3 protein-coding genes are annotated in these 21,179 nt (G+C 33.0%); all 3 read left to right on the top strand.

Features of this window, described 5'->3' with window-relative positions:
• Positions 1-3 precede the first annotated feature (3 nt).
• From CLU81_RS03005 to CLU81_RS02995, 3 genes are read left to right on the top strand one after another with little or no spacing between them, the layout of a single operon-like run.
• Positions 4-11,139 carry a non-ribosomal peptide synthetase gene (locus tag CLU81_RS03005; RefSeq protein WP_158235308.1) on the top strand — a complete coding sequence of 3,712 codons (11,136 nt, stop codon included), beginning with the start codon at positions 4-6 and terminating at the stop codon, positions 11,137-11,139.
• 55 nt (positions 11,140-11,194) lie between these two features.
• Positions 11,195-17,512, top strand: coding sequence for a non-ribosomal peptide synthetase (locus tag CLU81_RS03000; protein WP_099708469.1), 6,318 nt, complete (start codon positions 11,195-11,197; stop codon positions 17,510-17,512).
• A gap of 37 nt (positions 17,513-17,549) precedes the next feature.
• Entirely contained in the window at positions 17,550-21,176 is a 3,627-nt protein-coding gene (locus CLU81_RS02995) for a beta-ketoacyl synthase N-terminal-like domain-containing protein (RefSeq protein ID WP_099708468.1), read from the top strand.
• Positions 21,177-21,179: the final 3 nt, after the last annotated feature.

Here is a 21,179-nt window from a genome sequence, read left to right as displayed (position 1 = left end):
ATTATGGATCAGTTATTTATAGAATTAAATAATTATGGAATTTCTATGTCATTAGACAAAGAAGATTTAGTGATAAATTTTGAAGGTGACGAAATATCGGAATCCCTTATTAATAAGATAAAGGAAAACAAAAAAGAGATCGTTTCATATCTTAAAAAATATAATTCAGAAGATAATTTTGAAGAAATTCAGCCTGTTGAACAACAAAAAAATTATCCTATTTCATTTGCACAAAAAAGGCTATGGATTTCAAGTCAATACGCTGAGGCTTCATTAGCGTATATGATGCCTAAAATAATTGATTTATCTGGAGATTTAGATTTAGAAATATTCGAAAAAGCAGTAAATGCTGTTATCGAACGACATGAAAGTTTACGAACAATCTTTAAAGAAGAAGAAAACGGCGAAGTAAGACAATGGATTTTGGAGCGCGAGGATTTAGGCTTTAAAATTTTAAATTTTGATTTTAGCAAAGAACAAAACAGTCAGGAACTCTTTAACGAATTTGTTCAAAAAGACAGTTACGAATTGTTTGACTTAAGCAAAGGCCCTTTAATCAGAGCTACTTTGGTTAAAATTTCGGATCAAAAATATTGTTTTTATTACGTTATGCACCATATCATCAGCGATGGCTGGTCAATGGGCGTATTGGCAGAAGATATAATAAGTTTTTATGAAGCCTTTCTTCGTAAAGAAACACCAGCTATTTCTAAACTTGAAATACAATATAAAGATTACACAGCCTGGCAAATTGACCAGCTTAAGAATAATAAATATCAATCAGATAAAGACTATTGGTTTGCACAGTTAAAAGATGCTGTTCCAACAATTGATTTACCAACTAATAAAGTAAGACCAAGAGTTAAAAGCCATAACGGGGAAATTCTGGAAGCGCATTTATCTAAAGAATTAACAACCAAAATAAAAAGATTTAGTCAGGAACAAGAAGGAAGTTTGTTCATCACTTTGCTTAGTATTTGGAATGTATTGTTGTACAGATATACCCAACAAGAAGAGATTATTGTAGGATCTTCGGTTGCGGGACGTGATCATTCGGCTTTAGAAAATCAGATTGGTTTTTTTGTAAATACACTGGCTTTAAAAAATAAAATCGATCCGGATGATTCGTTCAAAGAAGTATATGAGAAAATCAAGAACAATACTTTAGAAGCGATTACACATCAAAATTATCCTTTTGATTTGTTGGTTGAAGATCTTCAAATAGAGAGAGATAACAGCAGGAATATTTTATTTGATATTGTATTAGTAGGTCAAAATGCGGCTGATCGTGCAGAAGATAATAATTTAGGAAATGAACAGGTCAATTACATTAAAAGCAAAGGAAAGAGCAATGTAAAATTTGATTTGGAAATTGGTTTTTTTGAAAACGGCGACAGCTTACTATTCAATATATATTATAATACAGATGTTTATGATCGTCAAACGATTGAAAGCCTGATTGGGCATTTCAGAAATCTAAGCGATCAGCTCATGGATTCAAAAGAATCAGTTGGCGCAATAGACTATTTAAGTCAGGAAGAGCACAATATGCTTTTGTCAACATTTAATGATACAGTAACTGAATATTCCAAAGAAAAAACAATTCTTGATTTATTTGGCGAACAAGCTTATAAAAATCCTGATGCTAAGGCATTAACCTATAAAGAGGTGATTTATTCTTATCGTGAATTAGACGAAGTGTCAAATCAATTGGCACATTATCTAATACACGATATGGGAATTCAATCAGAGGATTTAATAGCCATACAATTAGAAAGAAGTCAATGGATGATTGTGGCTATTTTGGGTGTATTGAAATCTGGTGCAGCATTTGTACCTGTTGATCCTACTTATCCTCAGGAACGCATTGATTACATATTAAAAGATTGTGGTGCTAAAGTTATTCTAAGCGAAAAATCGCAGCAGATTAAGGTAGAAAATAAGGAGGAAATAAAAATTATCGTATTAGACGATATGGAAGCGTTATTTGCAAAAAAAGCAAGTAATTCAAACCTTATCAGAATAAAACCGGAGCAACTTGCTTATGTAATTTATACTTCCGGTTCTACAGGAAAACCAAAAGGCTGTAAAATTAATCACAGCAATTTGTTCAATTACATACAATGGTCTAATGATTATTATTTTAACGAATCCGAATCTGGAAATTGGGCATTAATTACTTCATTTTCTTTCGATTTGACCTTCACCAGTATTTTTACCAGTTTAACCAGAGGGAAAAAATTATGGATAGGAGATGCTAAAAAGGATATTAACGACCTGCTTCAGGAAAGTTTTTCGCATCCTGAAATAGATACTTTAAAACTCACGCCAACCCATCTTACTTTAATAAAAGCTTCGGGAGTTGACCAATCAAATATTGATCAGATTATCTGTGGCGGTGAGCAATTGACACTGTCACAATTGAATGCGATTTGGGATATTAAGGAGAGTATTAAAATTTATAATGAATACGGACCTACAGAAGCAACTGTTGGTTGTATTGTTAAAGAAATAACCAGAGAAGACAAAAAAATTACCATTGGAAAACCTATTGCCAACACCGAAATATATATTCTAAACGAATACAAACAGCTTTGTCCAATTGGCGCAGTTGGTGAAATCTATATTGCTGGAGCTGGTTTGTCTTCAGGATATTTAAATCAGCCGGAACTTACCAAACAAAAATTTGTAGATAATCCTTTTAATGATAAAGGAAAAATGTACAAAACAGGAGATTTGGGCAAGTGGTCAACAGACGGCGTGATGGAATATATAGGCCGAAGCGACGATCAGGTAAAAATCAAAGGACACAGAATCGAGCTTGGAGAAATCGAATATCAATTAGAGACAAAAGCGAACATTAATCAGGCAGTAGTTTTGGTAAATGAAACTGCTGATGAAATAAAAGAACTGGTTGCATATATCATTTCGGATGTAAAGGAAGAAGTGAGCAGTCTGAGAAATTATTTATCAGAAAGAATCCCTGAATATATGATTCCTGCTTATTTTATTCAGCTTGATAAATTACCCTTGACGCCTAATGGTAAGTTAGACAAAAGAAATTTACCTGATTTTGAAGGAGCCGGAATTTCTGATGCTATTGAATATGTGGCACCGCGAACAAAAGAAGAACAAATATTGGTTAAAATATGGGAAGGCGTTTTAAAAAGAGAAAGTATTGGAGTAAAATCTAATTTCTATCATCTTGGAGGAGATTCTATTAAATCAATTCTCGTTGTATCAAGGCTAAAAAAAGAAGGATATACTTTAAAACTTTCAGATCTTTTGGAATCTCCTGTTTTAGAAGACTTAGTTTCTTTTATGACTGAGCTTAATAAAATTAGCGATCAATCAGACGTATCTGGAGAAGTTGTTTTAACGCCGGTACAAAACTACTTTTTTAAATATGACGGAATTTTAGAACACCATCATTACAACCAATCAGTGGTTTTAAAGAGCAGCGAATTAATTGATACAACACATATAGAGCAATGTTTATCGACTCTCGTAAAACACCACGATGTTTTGCGTATGACATACAAAAAAGAAGGGCAGGATTGGAAACAATTTAACGCCGCAATGTCATCAAAAAGTTATGATTTTAAATCGTATGATTTAACTAATGATATAAGTCCTTTTGAGAGGATGAATTTGCTAGGGAACGAATTACAGTCACAATTTAATCTTTCTGAAGGTCCATTATTTAAGGTGGCTCACTTTAAAACGGCAAGCGGAGATTATTTAGCCTTAATTATCCATCACTTGGTGGTCGATGGAGTTTCCTGGCGAATTCTTTTAGAAGATTTATTTACGGTATACAATCAGGTAAAACAGGGAATTACTTTAAAATTGCCTCTTAAATCTGATTCTTTCCAGAAATGGGCAACTTTACAAAAAGAAAGCGCTCTAAAAGAAAAAATAACTTCTGAGTTACCGTATTGGGAAGAGATTTGTACGACCGAAATCCCGGCTCTAAAAACAGATTACAGTCTTGCAGAAAAAAAACAATTAGATAAAAGGCAATACTTCACACTTGACAGAGAAGTTACCGATTTATTGAAAACAAAGATTAACGATAAGTACAATACCGAAATAAATGATGTTCTGCTTACCGGACTTGCCATGTCAATAAAAAAAGCTTTTGGAATTGAAAAAAGCATGATAAAAATGGAAGGTCACGGTAGAGAAGATATTATCGATGATATAGATATTAGCAGAACCGTTGGATGGTTTACGTCTATTTATCCGATGGTATTAGACATTGCAAATACAAATGGTAATGCCGAAGCTTTAGTTCAGGTAAAAGAAAATTTAAGAAAGATACCCAACAAAGGTATTGGTTTTGGAATGCTTAAATACCTAAACGAAGCTGGCAGCAATTTGTCATTTTCTCCAACGATATTATTTAATTATTTAGGAGAATTTGGTCTTGAAACAAACCAAAAAGAAGAATCAATATTTCAATATACTTCTGAAGCAATAGGAGAAAATATCTCTGCAAAAAATACAGAAGAAGTATTATTAGATGTTTCGGGATCTATAACTTCAGACATATTGACGATTTCTGTTGCTTATTCAGATGCCGTTTATGCAGAAGAAACAATAGCTGCATTTTCTCAGGTTTTCAAGACTTGCCTTACTGAGCTCGTTCAGGAATTAGCCAAAGAAGAAAGTACACACAAAACACCTTCGGATTTATCGTATAAAAAATTGGCTGTAAATGATTTAAAGGTTTTAAATTCAGATAATACCGTTGAAGATATTTATGAACTTTCGCCTTTACAGCAAGGAATATATTTTCATTGGTTAACAAGTCAGTCGAGCTCCTTGTATTTTGAACAAATATCGTATAGAGTTCATCTTAAAAATGCTGACATAAAAGCAATATCTCAAGCGTATCAACTCTTAGTGGACAGGCATGCCATATTGAGAACCAGTTTTACAAACGACTTAGCCGATGTTCCGTTGCAAATTGTGCGAAAAAAGGTTAAAGCTAATTTCGTCTATAAAAAACGTCCTGATTTTATTCAGGAAGAAAACATATCGGACTATGTTACCGAGTTTAAACAAGCGGACATAAAGGAAGGTTTTGATCTTTCAAATCATTCTCTTATGCGTTTAAAAATACTTGATTTAGGAAATGAGTATTTTGAATTTGTGTGGAGCCATCATCATATTTTGATGGACGGTTGGTGTATGAGTATTCTGATTCAGGATTTTAACCTGATTTTGCAGGCACTTAATAAAAACGAGGAAGTTAATTTTTCAAAACCAATTCCGTATTCCAACTATATTAATTGGTTGAATAAAATCAATGTTAATACTTCTCTTGAATATTGGAAACAGCAGTTGGAAAACTATAATAGTGTTGTTTCTGTTCCATTTATTAAAAACAATACTACTGTAAAAGAATACAGAGAAACCGTCAATACAGTTAAAATTGAAGGCGGAATAATGAGTAAGCTGCAAGCGATGTGTAATGAAATAGGAATTACACAAAATACTTTTATTCAGGCTGTTTGGGGATTTGTCTTATCAAAATACAACAATACCGATGATGTTATTTTTGGAGGAGTTGTATCAGGAAGACCTGCAGAATTAGCAGGAGTTGAGGATATCGTGGGATTATTTATCAATACAATTCCCGTAAGAGTTAAATATAAAGGAACTCAAACTCCTCTGGATTTATTTAAAGATCTCAAAGAAGATGCTATAGCAGGTAATAAACATCATTATGTGAATCTGGCAAAAGTTCAGTCTCAAAGTGATTTAGGGGCCGATTTGATCAATCATATTATGGTTTTCGAAAATTATTTGGTTAAAGATGCTATAGAAAGTGAAGAAACTAATCCAAATGAAGTAAACAATGCTCAGGAATTTGCCATAGAAGCTGTGGATGTTTTTGAACAAACCAATTATGATTTTAATATTCTGGTTTCGCCTTCTGAAAAGTCTTTGCAGATCTGTTTTAAATTCAACAATACTATATATGAAGAAGTATTGGTTGAAAAACTGGCAGTGCATTTTTATACTGTAGCAGAACAATTTATACTATATAAAGAAAAAGCACTGGAAGAAATTGATTTCTTATCAGAAGCAGAATTGGCTTTGTTGAAAGATTTTAATGCTACGGAAATTAGTTACGAATCAGATAAAACGATTTTAGATTTATTCGCTTCAAGTGTTCAAAATCATTCGGCTGAGGTTGCTGTAAGTTATCAGGATACAACATTAAGTTACAAAGATCTGGATATTCGTACTGGTCAATTGGCAAATTATTTAGTAGATCGTTTTGGCGTGAAACATAATGATTTGGTTGGAATAAAATTGGAGCGCAGCTCAAATATGCTCGTTGCAATATTGGGAATTTTAAAATCAGGCGGAGCTTATGTTCCTGTAGATACAAATTATCCTGAAGAACGATTAGAATATATTAAATCAGACAGTGATTATAAAGTTTGTATTGATGAGGCTTTTATAAAAGCTTTTGAAGTTGAAAAAGACAATTACAGCAGAGAAGTTATCGGTGCAAAAGTTTTGGGAAGCAATTTGGCTTATGCCATTTATACGTCAGGTTCAACAGGGAATCCAAAAGGAGTTTTGAACGATCATAACGGACTTTACAACAGATTGCTTTGGATGCGTGATGATCTTAAAATCACTTCTGCCGATGTCATTTTGCAAAAGACACCTTATACTTTTGACGTTTCCGTTTGGGAACTTTTAATGCCATCTGTTACAGGATGTAAATTGGTATTTGCACAACCAGACGGACATAAAGATCCTGCTTATCTTTTGGATTTAATCGCAGATTCACAAGTAAGTATTCTACACTTTGTTCCTTCGATGTTGGGTATTTTCCTTGAAGAATTAGATCCTGAAAAATGCGCAAGTTTAAAACATGTGGTTTGTAGTGGAGAAGCTTTACCAGCCGTTATGGTTGAAGAGTTTAAGCAAAAACTTCCATGGGTTCGTCTTCATAATTTATACGGTCCAACTGAAGCTGCGATCGATGTTACGTCTATTGATTTAACAGATGTAAATACAGAAGAATCTGGAGTTACAATTGGTAAACCGGTAGCAAACACTAAAATTTATATAGTTGACAAAAACCTGTCTTTACAACCAGTTGGTGTTTCCGGAGAATTGCTAATCGAAGGTATTCAGGTTGCCAGAGGATATCTGAACAGACCTGAACTTACCGCAGAGAAATTTATCGCAAGTCCGTTTAATGAAGGACAGAGAATTTATCGCACAGGAGATTTAGCAAAATGGTTACCAAATGGCGAAATAGCTTATTTAGGCAGAATTGACAATCAGGTAAAAATCCGTGGAAACAGAATAGAATTAGGCGAGATAGAAACCAGAATATCAGAATCAGGTTTTGTTGAGAATGTAGCTGTTTTGGTAAAAGAAGATCAGTCTTCAAGGAAATATCTTGTTGCTTATTTAATTCCAAGAGAAAGCTACAAACAAGACGATCTCTTTGGTTATTTAAAAAACCGATTACCGGAATATATGATTCCCGGACTTTTGATAGAAATGGATAGTTTTCCTTTGACTTCAAGTGGTAAACTGAACAGAAAATTGTTACCGGAGCCAAACGAAGCAAATTTATTTTCAGAATCATATGAAGCGCCGAGAGATGAAACAGAAACAGAATTGGCTCTTATATGGGGAGAAGTTCTGGGACTTGATAAAGTGGGGATTCAGGATAATTTTTTCCGTATTGGAGGAGATTCCATTATGTCTATACGATTGATTAGTAAAATCAATAAAAAGTTTAATGTAACCATCACAATTGCGCAATTGTATGAATTCAATACGATTGCAGAATTGGGTGACCAGATTAAAAACAACATCAATAGTTCTGAAATTAAGAGAAAAATTAAGGACGAAATAGAAGATAAAATCAATGTTTTGAAGGAAAGAGTATTGGAAGAAATTCCAAATCCTGAAAAGATTGAAGATATCTACCCAATGAGTGATATTCAAAAAGGGATGGTTATTCTTTCCACTTTAAATCCTGAAGCGGGAGTTTATCACGATCAATTTGTATTTCAAATACCAACGGTTGATTTAATTTTATTTAAGAAGACATTTTCAAAATTAATAGAGAAACACCAGTCTTTGAGAACCAGATTTGATCTGACTAGTTATGATGAAGAAATACAAATCGTAGAAAAAGAAGTAGATTTTAGCATTGATTATCAGAATATCCAGGATTTGGATGCTGATAAACAAGATGCTTTGATAAATGAAATTATGATTTCTGAGCGCCAGAATCCGTTTAATATGGAATCAGGTTTGCTTTGGAGAATCAGTTTGTTTGAAATCAATTCGACTTCAACAATCTTTTTGTTTCAGTTTCATCATGCAATCCTTGATGGTTGGAGCGTTGCATCTTTAAACACAGAATTGTTTAGAATGTATCGTGAATTGGAAAGTACTTCGGAAATAAAACTTGAAAAACTAAAATCAAATTACAGAGATTCGGTTATAGAAGAGCTTTACGAGAAGAATAATGCTGATATGATTAACTTCTGGAAAGAAGAATTAGAAGATTACAAACGCTTAGACATCTTTAAAAATCAGGCAGAAAATATAAATCTTACTAAAGTTTACAATTTCGATTTCAAACATAAACTGCAGGAAAAATGCAGAATAGATGGAATTTCGGTAAAAACAGTATTGTATGCGGCTTTTGTTTATGCTTTGAAGATTATAAATTTCGAAGAAGATTTTGTGATCGGAATGGTTACCAATAACCGTCCCGTAGTCGAAGATGGAGATAAAATTCTGGGCTGTTTTTTAAATACAATTCCTGTTCGCAACAGATTGGAAGAACAAAATGATTTAACGTGGAGTACTTATTTTAAAAACACAGAAAAGCAACTAAACAGCTTAAAAAGTAAAGAACGATTAACATTATATGAGATTTCAAAAATAACTAACGAGAAAACAATCGAAGGAGCTCCATTTTTTGATGTGTTATATAATTATGTTGATTTTCATATTTACAATGAATTGCAACTTGAAAAAGATGAAACATATAGTCAAGCTCAGCAGCAGGATTTAAATATTGAATCTTTTGAAACTACAAATACAGCTTTTGATTTAAATGTTAACCTTTCAGGAAACGCATTAACTTTAGGATATAAGCTTAAGAGAAGTTTAAAATCGGATGTTTCATTAGTTCAAATTCACGATTATATCACTCAGATTTTAGCGATTTATCTGGATGCTTCGGACACAAAATTAAGCGATACGACTTTCTTATCAGAAACAGAATTGGCTTTGTTGAACGGTTTTAATGCGACCGATATTAGTTATGAATCAGATAAAACGATTTTAGATTTATTCGTTTCAAGTGTTCAAAATCATTCCGCTGAGGTTGCTGTGAGTTATCAGGATGCAACATTGAGTTACAAAGATCTTGACATTCGTACTGGTCAATTGGCAAATTATTTAGTAGATCGTTATGGCGTTAAACATAATGATTTGGTAGGAATAAAATTGGAACGCAGCGCAAATATGCTTGTTGCAATATTGGGTATTTTAAAATCAGGCGGAGCTTATGTTCCGGTAGATACAAATTATCCTGAAGAGCGATTAGAATACATCAAATCAGATAGTGGTTATAAAGTTTGTATTGATGAAGCTTTTATAAAAGCTTTCGAAATCGAAAAAGACAATTACAGCAGAGAAGTTATCGGTGCAAAAGTTTTAGAAAACAATTTGGCTTATGCCATTTATACGTCAGGTTCAACGGGTAATCCAAAAGGAGTTTTGAACGATCATAACGGACTTTACAACAGATTGCTTTGGATGCGTGATGATCTTAAAATCACTTCTGCCGATGTCATTTTGCAAAAGACACCATATACGTTTGATGTTTCTGTCTGGGAACTTTTAATGCCTTCTGTAACAGGATGTAAATTGGTATTTGCACAACCAGACGGACATAAAGATCCTGCTTATCTTTTGAATTTAATACTGGATTCACAAGTAAGTATTCTGCACTTTGTTCCTTCGATGTTGGGGATTTTCCTTGAAGAATTAGATCCTGAAAAATGCACAAGTTTAAAACATGTGGTTTGTAGTGGAGAAGCTTTGCCAGCCGTTATGGTTGAAGAATTTAAGCAAAAACTTCCATGGGTTCGTCTTCATAATTTATACGGTCCAACTGAAGCTGCGATTGATGTTACGTCTATTGATTTAACAGATGTAAATACAGAAGAATCAGGAGTTACAATTGGTAAACCTGTAGCCAATACTAAAATTTATATAGTTGATAAAAACCTGTCTCTACAACCAGTTGGTGTTTCCGGAGAATTGTTAATCGAAGGTATTCAGGTTGCCAGAGGATATCTGAACAGACCTGAACTTACCGCAGAGAAATTTATCGCAAGTCCGTTTAACGAAGGAGAACGAATTTACCGTACCGGAGATTTGGCAAAATGGTTACCAAATGGCGAAATAGCTTATTTGGGCAGAATCGACAATCAGGTAAAAATCCGTGGAAACAGAATTGAGTTGGGCGAGATAGAAACCAGAATATTAGAATCAGGTTATGTTGAGAATGTCGCTGTTTTGGTAAAAGAAGACGAATCTTCAAGAAAATACCTGGTTGCGTATTTAATTCCAAGAGAAAGATACAATCAGGACGATCTGTTTGGTTATTTAAAAAACCGATTACCGGAATATATGATTCCCGGATTGTTGATAAAAATGGAGAGTTTCCCTTTAACGTCAAGCGGTAAACTGAACAGAAAATTGTTACCGGAACCAAGCGAAACGAATTTACTTTCAGAATCATATGAAGCTCCAAGAGATGAAATAGAAACAGAATTGGCGCTTATATGGGGAGAAGTTCTGAGGCTTGATAAAGTGGGGATTCAGGATAATTTTTTCCGCATTGGAGGAGATTCCATTATGTCTATACGATTGATTAGTAAAATCAATAAAAAGTTTAATGTAACGATCACAATTGCGCAATTATATGAATTCAACACGATTGCAGAATTGGGTGACCAGATTAAAAACAACACCATTTCTTTTGAGGAAACGAAAAAAGTCAGAGACGATATAAGGGTGACATTCAATAGCTACATGGACGAAGTTCTGGGAAATAAATAGTTTTAAAAATAGAGATTCTAAAAAATACAAGTTTAAAAACATTAAAAAGTAAGCAATGAAAACAGAAAATATAGTGGATGTTTATCCTATGAACGATGTACAGAAAGGAATGGTATTCACCACCTTAAAAAATACTGGAGATGTTATTTATCACGATCAGTTTGTGTACTATGTTCCAAGAATCACAAATGTCGAGCGTTTTGAACATGCTATAAGATTAATGATGGAAGTACATCCAATTCTGAGAACAGGCTTTGATTTAGAAAACTACACAGAACAGTTACAAATCGTTTACGACAAGGTAGATCCAATATTTAATTTCGTTGACTTAACAGAACTTAGTGAGGACAAACAGGAAGAGTATATTAAAAGATACATGCAGGAGGAACGTTACAGACCTTATGATTTTAAAATTGCTCCTTTGTGGCGAATTGCCATGTTTAATTTGGATGAAAACAATAGTGTTTATTTGATTCAGTTTCACCACGCTGTATTGGATGGATGGAGTATGGCAACATTTAATACACAACTTTTTAATGTTTATTCGGAATTAGAAAACAATAAAGATTATAAACCTGAGCCACTTAAAGCTTCGGTAAAAGATGCGGTTGTTGAGGAAATTGCCGAAAAAAATAATCCGGATACAATCCAATTTTGGAAAGATAAATTAAGCAATTATAACAAGCCTCGTATTTTTACTTCTAAAGTTACTTTTGAAGAGTTTAGAAAATTCCTTGATCAGGAAGTGACAAAAAAACTAAAAAAGAAAGCAGCAGAAGATGGACTATCTTATAAAAATATAGTTTACGGAGCTTTCGTTTATGTTCTGAAAACACTTTCGCTTGAAGAAGATTTTGTAGTAGGAATTGTTTCTAATACGCGACCAATAATAGAAGATGGAGATAAGGTTTTAGGATGCTTTTTGAACTCTTTGCCAATGAAACTTTCCTTAGGCGAATATGAGAATTCAACATGGTTAGAGTATTTCAAAAGTATCGAGGAAGAAATGAGAATTCTTAAGACAAAAGACAGATCAACTTTGTTTGAAATCTCAAAAATTGCAGGAGAAAGAATTGGTGACGGAAATCCTTTTTTTGATATATTATTTAATCATATAGATTTTTATAATGTCTATAAGGATCTTAATGTGGCGACTTCGAAAACGAAGTACCTTATGAAACAAAAGAATATAAAACTAAGGTCTTTTGAGGTAACGAATACTTTTCTGGATGCTAATATCATTGACACTTTTGAAGGCTCTTTAGAATTTCATTTTAAACTGACCAGAGAATTAGAACAAGGATATTCGTTAGTTCAAATTCACAATTATATCACTCAGATTTTGGCGATTTATCTGGATGCTCCGGACACAAAATTAAGCAATACAACTTTCGTATCAGAAGCAGAATTGGCTTTGTTGAAAGATTTTAATGCGACTGATATTAGTTATGAATCAGATAAAACGATTTTAGATTTATTCGCTTCAAGTGTTCAAAATCATTCGGCTGAGGTTGCTGTAAGTTATCAGGATACAACATTGAGTTACAAAGATCTTGATATTCGTACCGGACAATTGGCAAATTATCTGGTAGATCGTTTTGGCGTGAAACACAATGATTTGGTTGGAATAAAATTGGAGCGCAGCGCGAATATGCTAGTTGCAATATTGGGTATTTTAAAATCAGGCGGAGCTTATGTTCCTGTAGATACAAATTATCCTGAGGAGCGATTAGAATATATCAAATCAGATAGTGGATATAAAGTTTGCATTGATGAGGCTTTTATTAAAGCTTTCGAAGTTGAAAAAGACAATTACAGCAGAGAAGTTATTGGCGCAAAAGTTTTAGGAAACAATTTGGCTTATGCCATTTATACGTCAGGTTCAACTGGAAATCCAAAAGGAGTTTTGAACGATCATAACGGACTTTACAACAGATTGCTTTGGATGCGTGATGATCTTAAAATCACTTCAGCCGATGTCATTTTGCAAAAGACACCTTATACTTTTGACGTTTCCGTTTGGGAACTTTTAATGCCATCTATAACAGGATGTAAATTGGTATTTGCACAACCAGACGGACATAAAGATCCTGCTTATCTTTTGGATTTAATCGCAGATTCACAAGTAAGTATTCTGCACTTTGTTCCTTCGATGTTGGGTATTTTCCTTGAAGAATTAGATCCTGAAAAATGCGCAAGTTTAAAACATGTGGTTTGTAGTGGAGAAGCTTTACCAGCCGTTATGGTTGAAGAATTTAAGCGCAAATTGCCAGGGGTTCGTCTTCATAATTTATATGGACCAACTGAAGCTGCGATTGATGTTACGTCTATTGATTTAACCGATGTAAATACAGAAGAATCTGGAGTTACAATTGGTAAACCTGTAGCGAATACTAAAATTTATATAGTTGATAAAAACCTGTCTTTACTACCTGTAGGTGTTCCAGGAGAATTGTTAATCGAAGGCGTTCAGGTTGCCAGAGGATATCTGAACAGACCTGAACTTACTGCAGAGAAATTTATCGCAAGTCCGTTTAATGAAGGACAGAGAATTTATCGCACAGGAGATTTAGCAAAATGGTTACCAAATGGCGAAATAGCTTATATAGGCAGAATCGACAATCAGGTAAAAATCCGTGGAAACAGAATAGAATTAGGCGAGATAGAAACCAGAATATTAGAATCAGGTTTTGTTGAAAATGTGGCTGTTTTGGTAAAAGAAGACCAATCTTCAAGAAAATATCTGGTTGCTTATCTGGTACCAAGAGAAAGTTACAAACAAGAGGATTTGTATGGGTATTTAAAAAACCGATTACCTGAATATATGCTTCCGGGATTGTTGATAGAGATGGAGAATCTTCCTTTGACGAGCAGTGGAAAACTAAATAAAAAAGTCTTATTAGAGCTCAAAGAAGAGATAAATGTTTCAAGCTATGAAGCTCCAAGAAACGAAATGGAATCAGAATTGGCAGCTATTTGGGAAGAAGTTTTAAAATTAGATAAAGTAAGTATTCATGATAACTTTTTTCGTATAGGAGGAGATTCTATTGTATCTATACGACTGATTAGCAAGATTAATAAAGCGATTAAAACTAAAATTACAATCGGAAATTTGTATGAAAATAATACGATAGCAGCTTTAAGTAACTTAATCGCTAAAACGGAAGGAATTTCGAATCAGGATGATCTTTTAAGTGCGCAAATCATTGAGAAAGTTGAGAAATTAAAATACGAGGTATTAAATGTAAGGGAGGATAGTGATTTAATTGAAGACGTCTATCCGATGCATGATATTCAAAAAGGGATGGTCTTGTTGTCGTCAATTAATCCAGCGAGTGGAATTTATCATGATCAGTTTGTATTCCAGATTCCAAAAGTTGATTTGCAGTTATTGGAGCAAGCCCTATCAAAATTAGTAGCTAAACATGCCATTTTGAGAATCTGTTTTGATTTGGTAAATTATAGTGAAGAAATTCAAATTGTCCTAAAAGAAATTGATTTTAAAATCACTCAATCAGATATTCAAACTGTAAGTTCAAAAGAGCAGGAAGAATTTATTAATGATTTTATGGTTTCAGAACGTAAAGTACCTTTTGATGTTAGGACTGCTCCACTTTGGCGAATTCATTTATTTACTATTTCACCCTTCAATGAAGTGCTATTATTTCAATTTCATCATTCTATTTTAGACGGATGGAGTATTGCTTCTCTTTATACGGAGTTGTTTCAGATTTATAAACAAGTATCAAACGACCTTACCTATGAAATAACTTATCTGAAAACATCTAATAAAGAGGCTGTTATTGAAGAGTTGTTTAAAAAGCAATGTCAAAAAAATATCGATTTTTGGGGAAATGAAATTAAAAGTGTTCAAAATCTTAACATTTTTAATACTAAAGGTACTTACCAGCAATTTTCAATAAGTTACGATAGAGCTATTAAAGAAAAATTGCAGAAAAAATGTAAGGAAGATCAGATTACGTTAAAAACGCTAGTTTATGGCGCATTGGTTTACACTATAAAATTGCTGTCAGCAGAAAACGATTTTATGATTGGTTTAGTTGGTAATAATCGTCCCTCTCTTGAAGATGGGGATAAATTATTAGGGTGCTTTTTGAACACGATTCCGGTTAGAAACAGACTAAATGATATTGAAAACCTTAGTTGGAAAGAATATTTTAGAGGTATTGATGACAAATTACTTAGCTTAAAAAGTTATGAAGATCTGACTTTTTTAGAGATTAATAAGCTGGCTAATGCGGAATCTGGAAGTCAATCACAATTAATTAATGTACTTTTTAATTACGTTGATTTTCACATTTACGAGGAATTGGAAACTAATGGTGTGGATAAAAAAGAGCAAAAGGTGGTTCAAAATTATTTGAATATTAAATCACACGAATCAACCAACACCTATTTTGACATAGATGTAAATACTTCAGGATCCAGGTTTGCGTTTAATTATACCTTGCAAAGAGAATTTAAGAATGAGCTATCCTTAGAAAGAATCCATAAATTTATAGATAGAATTATACTAAATTATATCGATGCTTCTGAAAATATAGTAGGCAAAACCGCTCTCATTTCCAGTGAAGAAGAACATGAAATTTTAGCTGTTTTTAATCAACCGTCTACAAAATATCCGCAGCGCACCATATTGGAATTGTTCAGTGAAAGTGTTCGTAATAATCAATCAAATAAAGCTATTACAGATAGCAGGACCACCTTTACCTATGGGCAACTGGATAAAGAGATAAATCAATTTGCAAATTTCTTAAAAGATAAATTTGAAATCTCTACTGGAGATATAGTTGGCGTTGAGTTAAATAATGATTCGGCAATGATTGTATCTTTTCTGGCAATTCTGAAAACAGGAGCTGTTTATTTGCCAATAGATCTTGATTATTCCGCTTCGAGAAAAGAGTTGATTTATGCTGATAGTAATTGTAAAGTAGTTATTCAGGATCAAATTCTTCAAAATTTTAGAGATTCTAAAGCGAACTATAAAGACGAATTTGAGGCGAATGTCGATCCAAATGATACTGCTTACATTATCTACACATCTGGTTCAACAGGAAAACCTAAGGGAGTGCCTATTTTACACCGATCATTAGTTGATTATGTACTAACATTTAAAAATTATTTCAAAATTAATGCTGATGATTGTATTGTTCAGCAGTCAAGTACATCATTTGATACTTCAATTGAGGAGATTTTCCCAATACTTATAAGTGGAGGTTTATTGGTAATGAATGAATCAAAGAAAGATCTTAATCATCTATTGGATTTATGCGAGAAACATAACGTCACCGTATTAAGTGTAAACCCTTTTATTATCCAGTATATCAATGAAGTATATGATCATCATAATTTTAAATTCAGGGCTTTGATTAGTGGTGGTGATGTTTTAAAACCAAAATATATTGACAGGATATGGGACAAAATTAAAATATACAATACGTATGGCCCTACTGAAACTACGGTTTGCGCTACCTACCATGAAATAAAAGACTTAAATACTTTTATTTCTATAGGGAAACCAATCAATAATCGTCAGATTTATATTTTTTCTCCAAAATCGGACAATTTGACCCCTATTGGTTTACTGGGAGAAATTTGTATTGGGGGAGAAGGAGTGTCGTCAGGTTATTTAAATGAAGCAGATTTAACTTCAAGAAAATTCATTGATAATCCCTATAATGCTGAAATCAAATTATATCGAACCGGTGACTTGGGACGTTGGTTACCAGATGGTAGCATCGAATTTTTAGGAAGAGGTGACTCACAGGTCAAAATAAGGGGATTCAGAATAGAACTGGAAGAGATTGAACTGGCAATCCTTAATTCAGGCTATGTTAAAGATGCAGCTGCACTAACAATTGGAGATGAAGAAAATAAACGAATTGTAGCCTTTGTTGTTCCATTAGAGGGATATAGTAAGGAAAGTACAATGGATTATTTATCTGCTCATCTTCCGGAATATATGTTGCCAAGTTTGATAGTCAGTAAGGAAACTTTGCCATTAACCATTAATGGGAAGTTGGATAAGGACGCATTGAAATTGCCGGATATGGATAATTTGTTTGCCGATAATTATGAGGCTCCCGGCAATGATGTTGAGAAGAAGTTGGTTGATATATGGAAAAATTTACTGCAGGTTAACAAAATAGGAATTAATGATAGTTTTTTTGAAATAGGTGGTAACTCTATTATGGTCGTTAAACTTCAAAATCATTTGCAAAAAGAATTTCAAACTTTAATTAATATAGTTGAATTATTTAACAATGTGACTATTAAAAAACAAGCATTCATACTCCAAAAAGAACTAAAAACAGATCAGGAAGAGGAAGTTATAAAAACAATGAGTTTTTAGATTTTATCGCCTAGTATTAAATTATAATTCAATAATTATGCAAGAATCAGTAGCAATAATTGGAGTGTCTTTTGAATTTCCCGGGATTAAAACCTGGAAAAACTTAACAGCGTCTCTTACAGATAGTAAAACATATATAGATCATTTGTCATCTACTCGTTTAGAAGATATTTACAATAGATTTGGGAATGTAGAAATGTCCCAAGGAGGGTATCTGCCTAATATAGATCAGTTTGATAATAAATATTTTGGAACCACTGAACGAGAAGCCACAAAAATATTTCCAGAGCACCGATTATTTTTATTGCATGCTGTAAGAGCATTTTATGATGCCGGATATGTAGAAGAAGATTTAAAAGGCTCCAATACAGGAATTTTTTACACAGCATCTAAATCAGCTTATGCTAATTTTTCAGAATTATCTTTTAATGAATTTGATGCATTATTTGGAATTGAAGGAACTCGATTGGCGAACTTTCTGGATCTGCGAGGACCGGTTATAGCTATTGACACCACTTGTTCTTCTTCTTTGGTTGCTGTAAACAATGCTATCCATAGTTTAAATTTTAAGGAATGTGACAAGGCTTTAGTTGGAGGTGTAAAATTTAGTGCAATTACTAAAGCAGCTGCTGATGAATCAACTGTGGTTTCCAAAAAACAACATTGTAAACCCTTTGATGATGATGCAGATGGATTAATGAATGGAGAGGGAGCAGTTTGTATTGTACTGAAACGTCTAAAGGACGCAGAAAGAGATAAAGATCCAATTTATGGTATTATTAAAGGAAGTGGGATAAATCATGGAGGAGCCAGAATTTCAAGTTTAACAGCCCCAAGTTCAGATGCACAGAAAGATGTGATTGTAAAAGCATGGGGGAATGCTGAGGTTTCTTCCAATCAAATTAAATTTATTGAAGCGCATGGAACGGGAACAATTCTGGGGGATCCTATCGAATTTGAGGGACTTAAAGCTGCTTTTTTAGAAGATAATCAATCCAACGCACTTTGCTCCATAAGTTCATTTAAAGGACAGATAGGGCATTTGGATTATTTAAGCGGGTTAGCGGGCTTAATTCGTTTAATAGCCGCATTAAATAACAAGGTTTTACCAATACAGGCAAACTTCAAAAAATTAAATAAGCATCTGAATACCGAAAATAGTCCCGTAAAAATTCAGGATAGTAATGCTATTTGGGAAGGCACAAATGGAGAACGAATAGGTGGTGTTAGCAGCTTTGGATTGACTGGGACCAATGTACACCTGGTTGTTTTCCAAAAAGAAGAAATAAAACAGCTTGATACTAAAGAATTTTTCTACCTGCAAATCAGTGAGGACACTAAAGAAAGATTCGATAATTTAAAAAAACAAATTTTAAAAAAGGTTGAAAATTTAAACTTAGAACAAATAAGTCAATTTTGCCATAAAACAAATCGTTTGTTTCAGTTAAAAAATGAGAATCAGGGATATGTTTTCTCCTCATTGGATATACTCAGGAACGACTTAAAAGCAGCTGAAAAGAGTATTCCTGAAAATGCAGTTTTTTACATTCTTGATTTGGATATATTGGAATATAACAGGGATATAATTACTTCGATACTCGAGGAAAATGAATTGATTAGCCTGCAATGGGATAAAAACATACCTCAATCCATAGATTCGATAGATAATGATAAAGTTCTTAATGTACTTTTTCAATTTGTTTTATATAAATATCTGATTGCTAATCTGAATAAAAAGGTAAAATTCATTACCAAAAAAGGAGAAGGTATTATCGAACAGTTAGTAAATAAAGTAATAACTCCTCTCCAACTTATTAATAATCCTGAACTATGCGTTGCTAATGACATTTTTTTTGATGAAGAAGCATTCAAAAAGTATTTAGAAATAAACAATGCCTCAGATAAAGTAATACTTGTGGATTTTTCAAATAAAAATCCTGACCGATTCAATGATTTAAAGTTAGATTTAGTAAATATAAATGGAACACTAACAGATTTACAGCGTTTTAAACTGTACAGCGAAATAATAATAGCTGGAGCTAACGCTCTGAAAAGTAAAATTAATCCGATGTTTCATGATTCAGAACTCCCTTATTATGATTTAAAGAGATTTTGGCCGGAGACAAAACAAATTGTTCAGGAAAAAGCTATTTCCAGTATAATTCCGGATAGAACAAAATATGAGCTATTGCAAATTACGAAGATTGTCAAAGAAGTCTGGTGTGAAATCTTAGAGATCACAGAAATAGAAGTTGAGGATAATTTTTTTGATTTAGGAGGAACCTCTCTTACAGCATTAGATATGATGAGTGAAGTGGAAAGTAAAATTAAGGGAAGTACTATTTCTTATGAAGAAATGTACAGCCACACCACTATCACAGAATTGTCTCAATTTCTTTTTAATCAATTAAAGACTAAGGATTTGATTGAAACTGAAAAGAAAGAGGTTGTTAATGTAACTGATGATGAAATCAGAAAGAATGATTACGAACTGCTGATTCAAAATATTGAAAGTGAACAATACAGCAAAATCATAGCGAAAAAAATAGTAGTCACAGGCGCTACAGGTTTAGTAGGCTCATTTTTGGTAGAGTATTTACTTAAAAATACAGACGCTCAAATTGTATGTTTAGTGAGAGGAGACGATTATAATTCAGAGCATGATAAATTTTGGACAATATTTAATCAGAACTTTAAGATTCAACATAGTTCAAGAATTCAAATTGTGAAAGGAGATCTGTCTTTAGTCAATTTTGGGGCTGAACAAAATGATGTACTCGCAAATGTTGATACTGTTTTTCACGTGGCAGGTTCACCATCTTTTGTTAGTCAATACAAACCAAAAGATCATATCAATTACATAGGAACCAAAAATTGTATCGATTGGGCAAACTCAAATGGTGTTCAAAACTTCAATTTGATCTCAACGATAGGAATAGTAGGTCAAACAATGCCAAAAGAAATTAAAAATTTTTATGAAACTGATTTAAATGTCGGTCAGGAGGCAGGTAACTTAATTCACGCTTCTTCAAAACTATTGGCAGAAGAGTATCTTAAAAATCATTTTAAAAATAATGCAAAGGTGTTCCGTATTCCAAACGTTGGCGGAAGATATGAGGACGGATTTATCCCTTCTGATTTAAGTAAAAATTTAATGAGTCTTAAGTTAAAATATTTTCATGAAGTTGGCTATTATTCAGATGAAATTATGAACTGGTATGCAGGAATTATTTTTACTCCTGTAGACCATTTAGCAGGTTTAATTGTAGAGATTGCATTGACTGACATCAATTCTCTTAAAACATATCATCTTAATATAGAGAAAGGTTTTTCTTTTGGCGAGATTGTATCATCTTTTCTAAAAAATGATTTAGATGTGAAGAAAATTGAGCACCATGAATTTCTTCAAAAGCTAGAGCAAATGAAAAAAAAATCTATGAACGTGGGCTTAAATTTATATAAGATAGGACAAAACGATGCGGAAGAGGAGAATAATTTTAGTTTTCAAAATGAAGCTACGATGAAAATTATCAAGAAGTTAAATGTCTCTTTTGTAAATAGTTATAACCGTTTTCATTACCTAGGTAATATTGTTAAATTCTATCTAAATGGTGACGTTAAAAATGAAAACAAAAATCAGATATCAGAAATCAAAACTTTATAAAAT

Origin of the sequence: Flavobacterium sp. 9 (assembly GCF_002754195.1) — a bacterium.
GTDB lineage: Bacteria > Bacteroidota > Bacteroidia > Flavobacteriales > Flavobacteriaceae > Flavobacterium.
The sequence above is the reverse complement of the archived record's forward strand: the minus strand, read 5'-3'. Positions and strand labels throughout refer to the sequence as shown.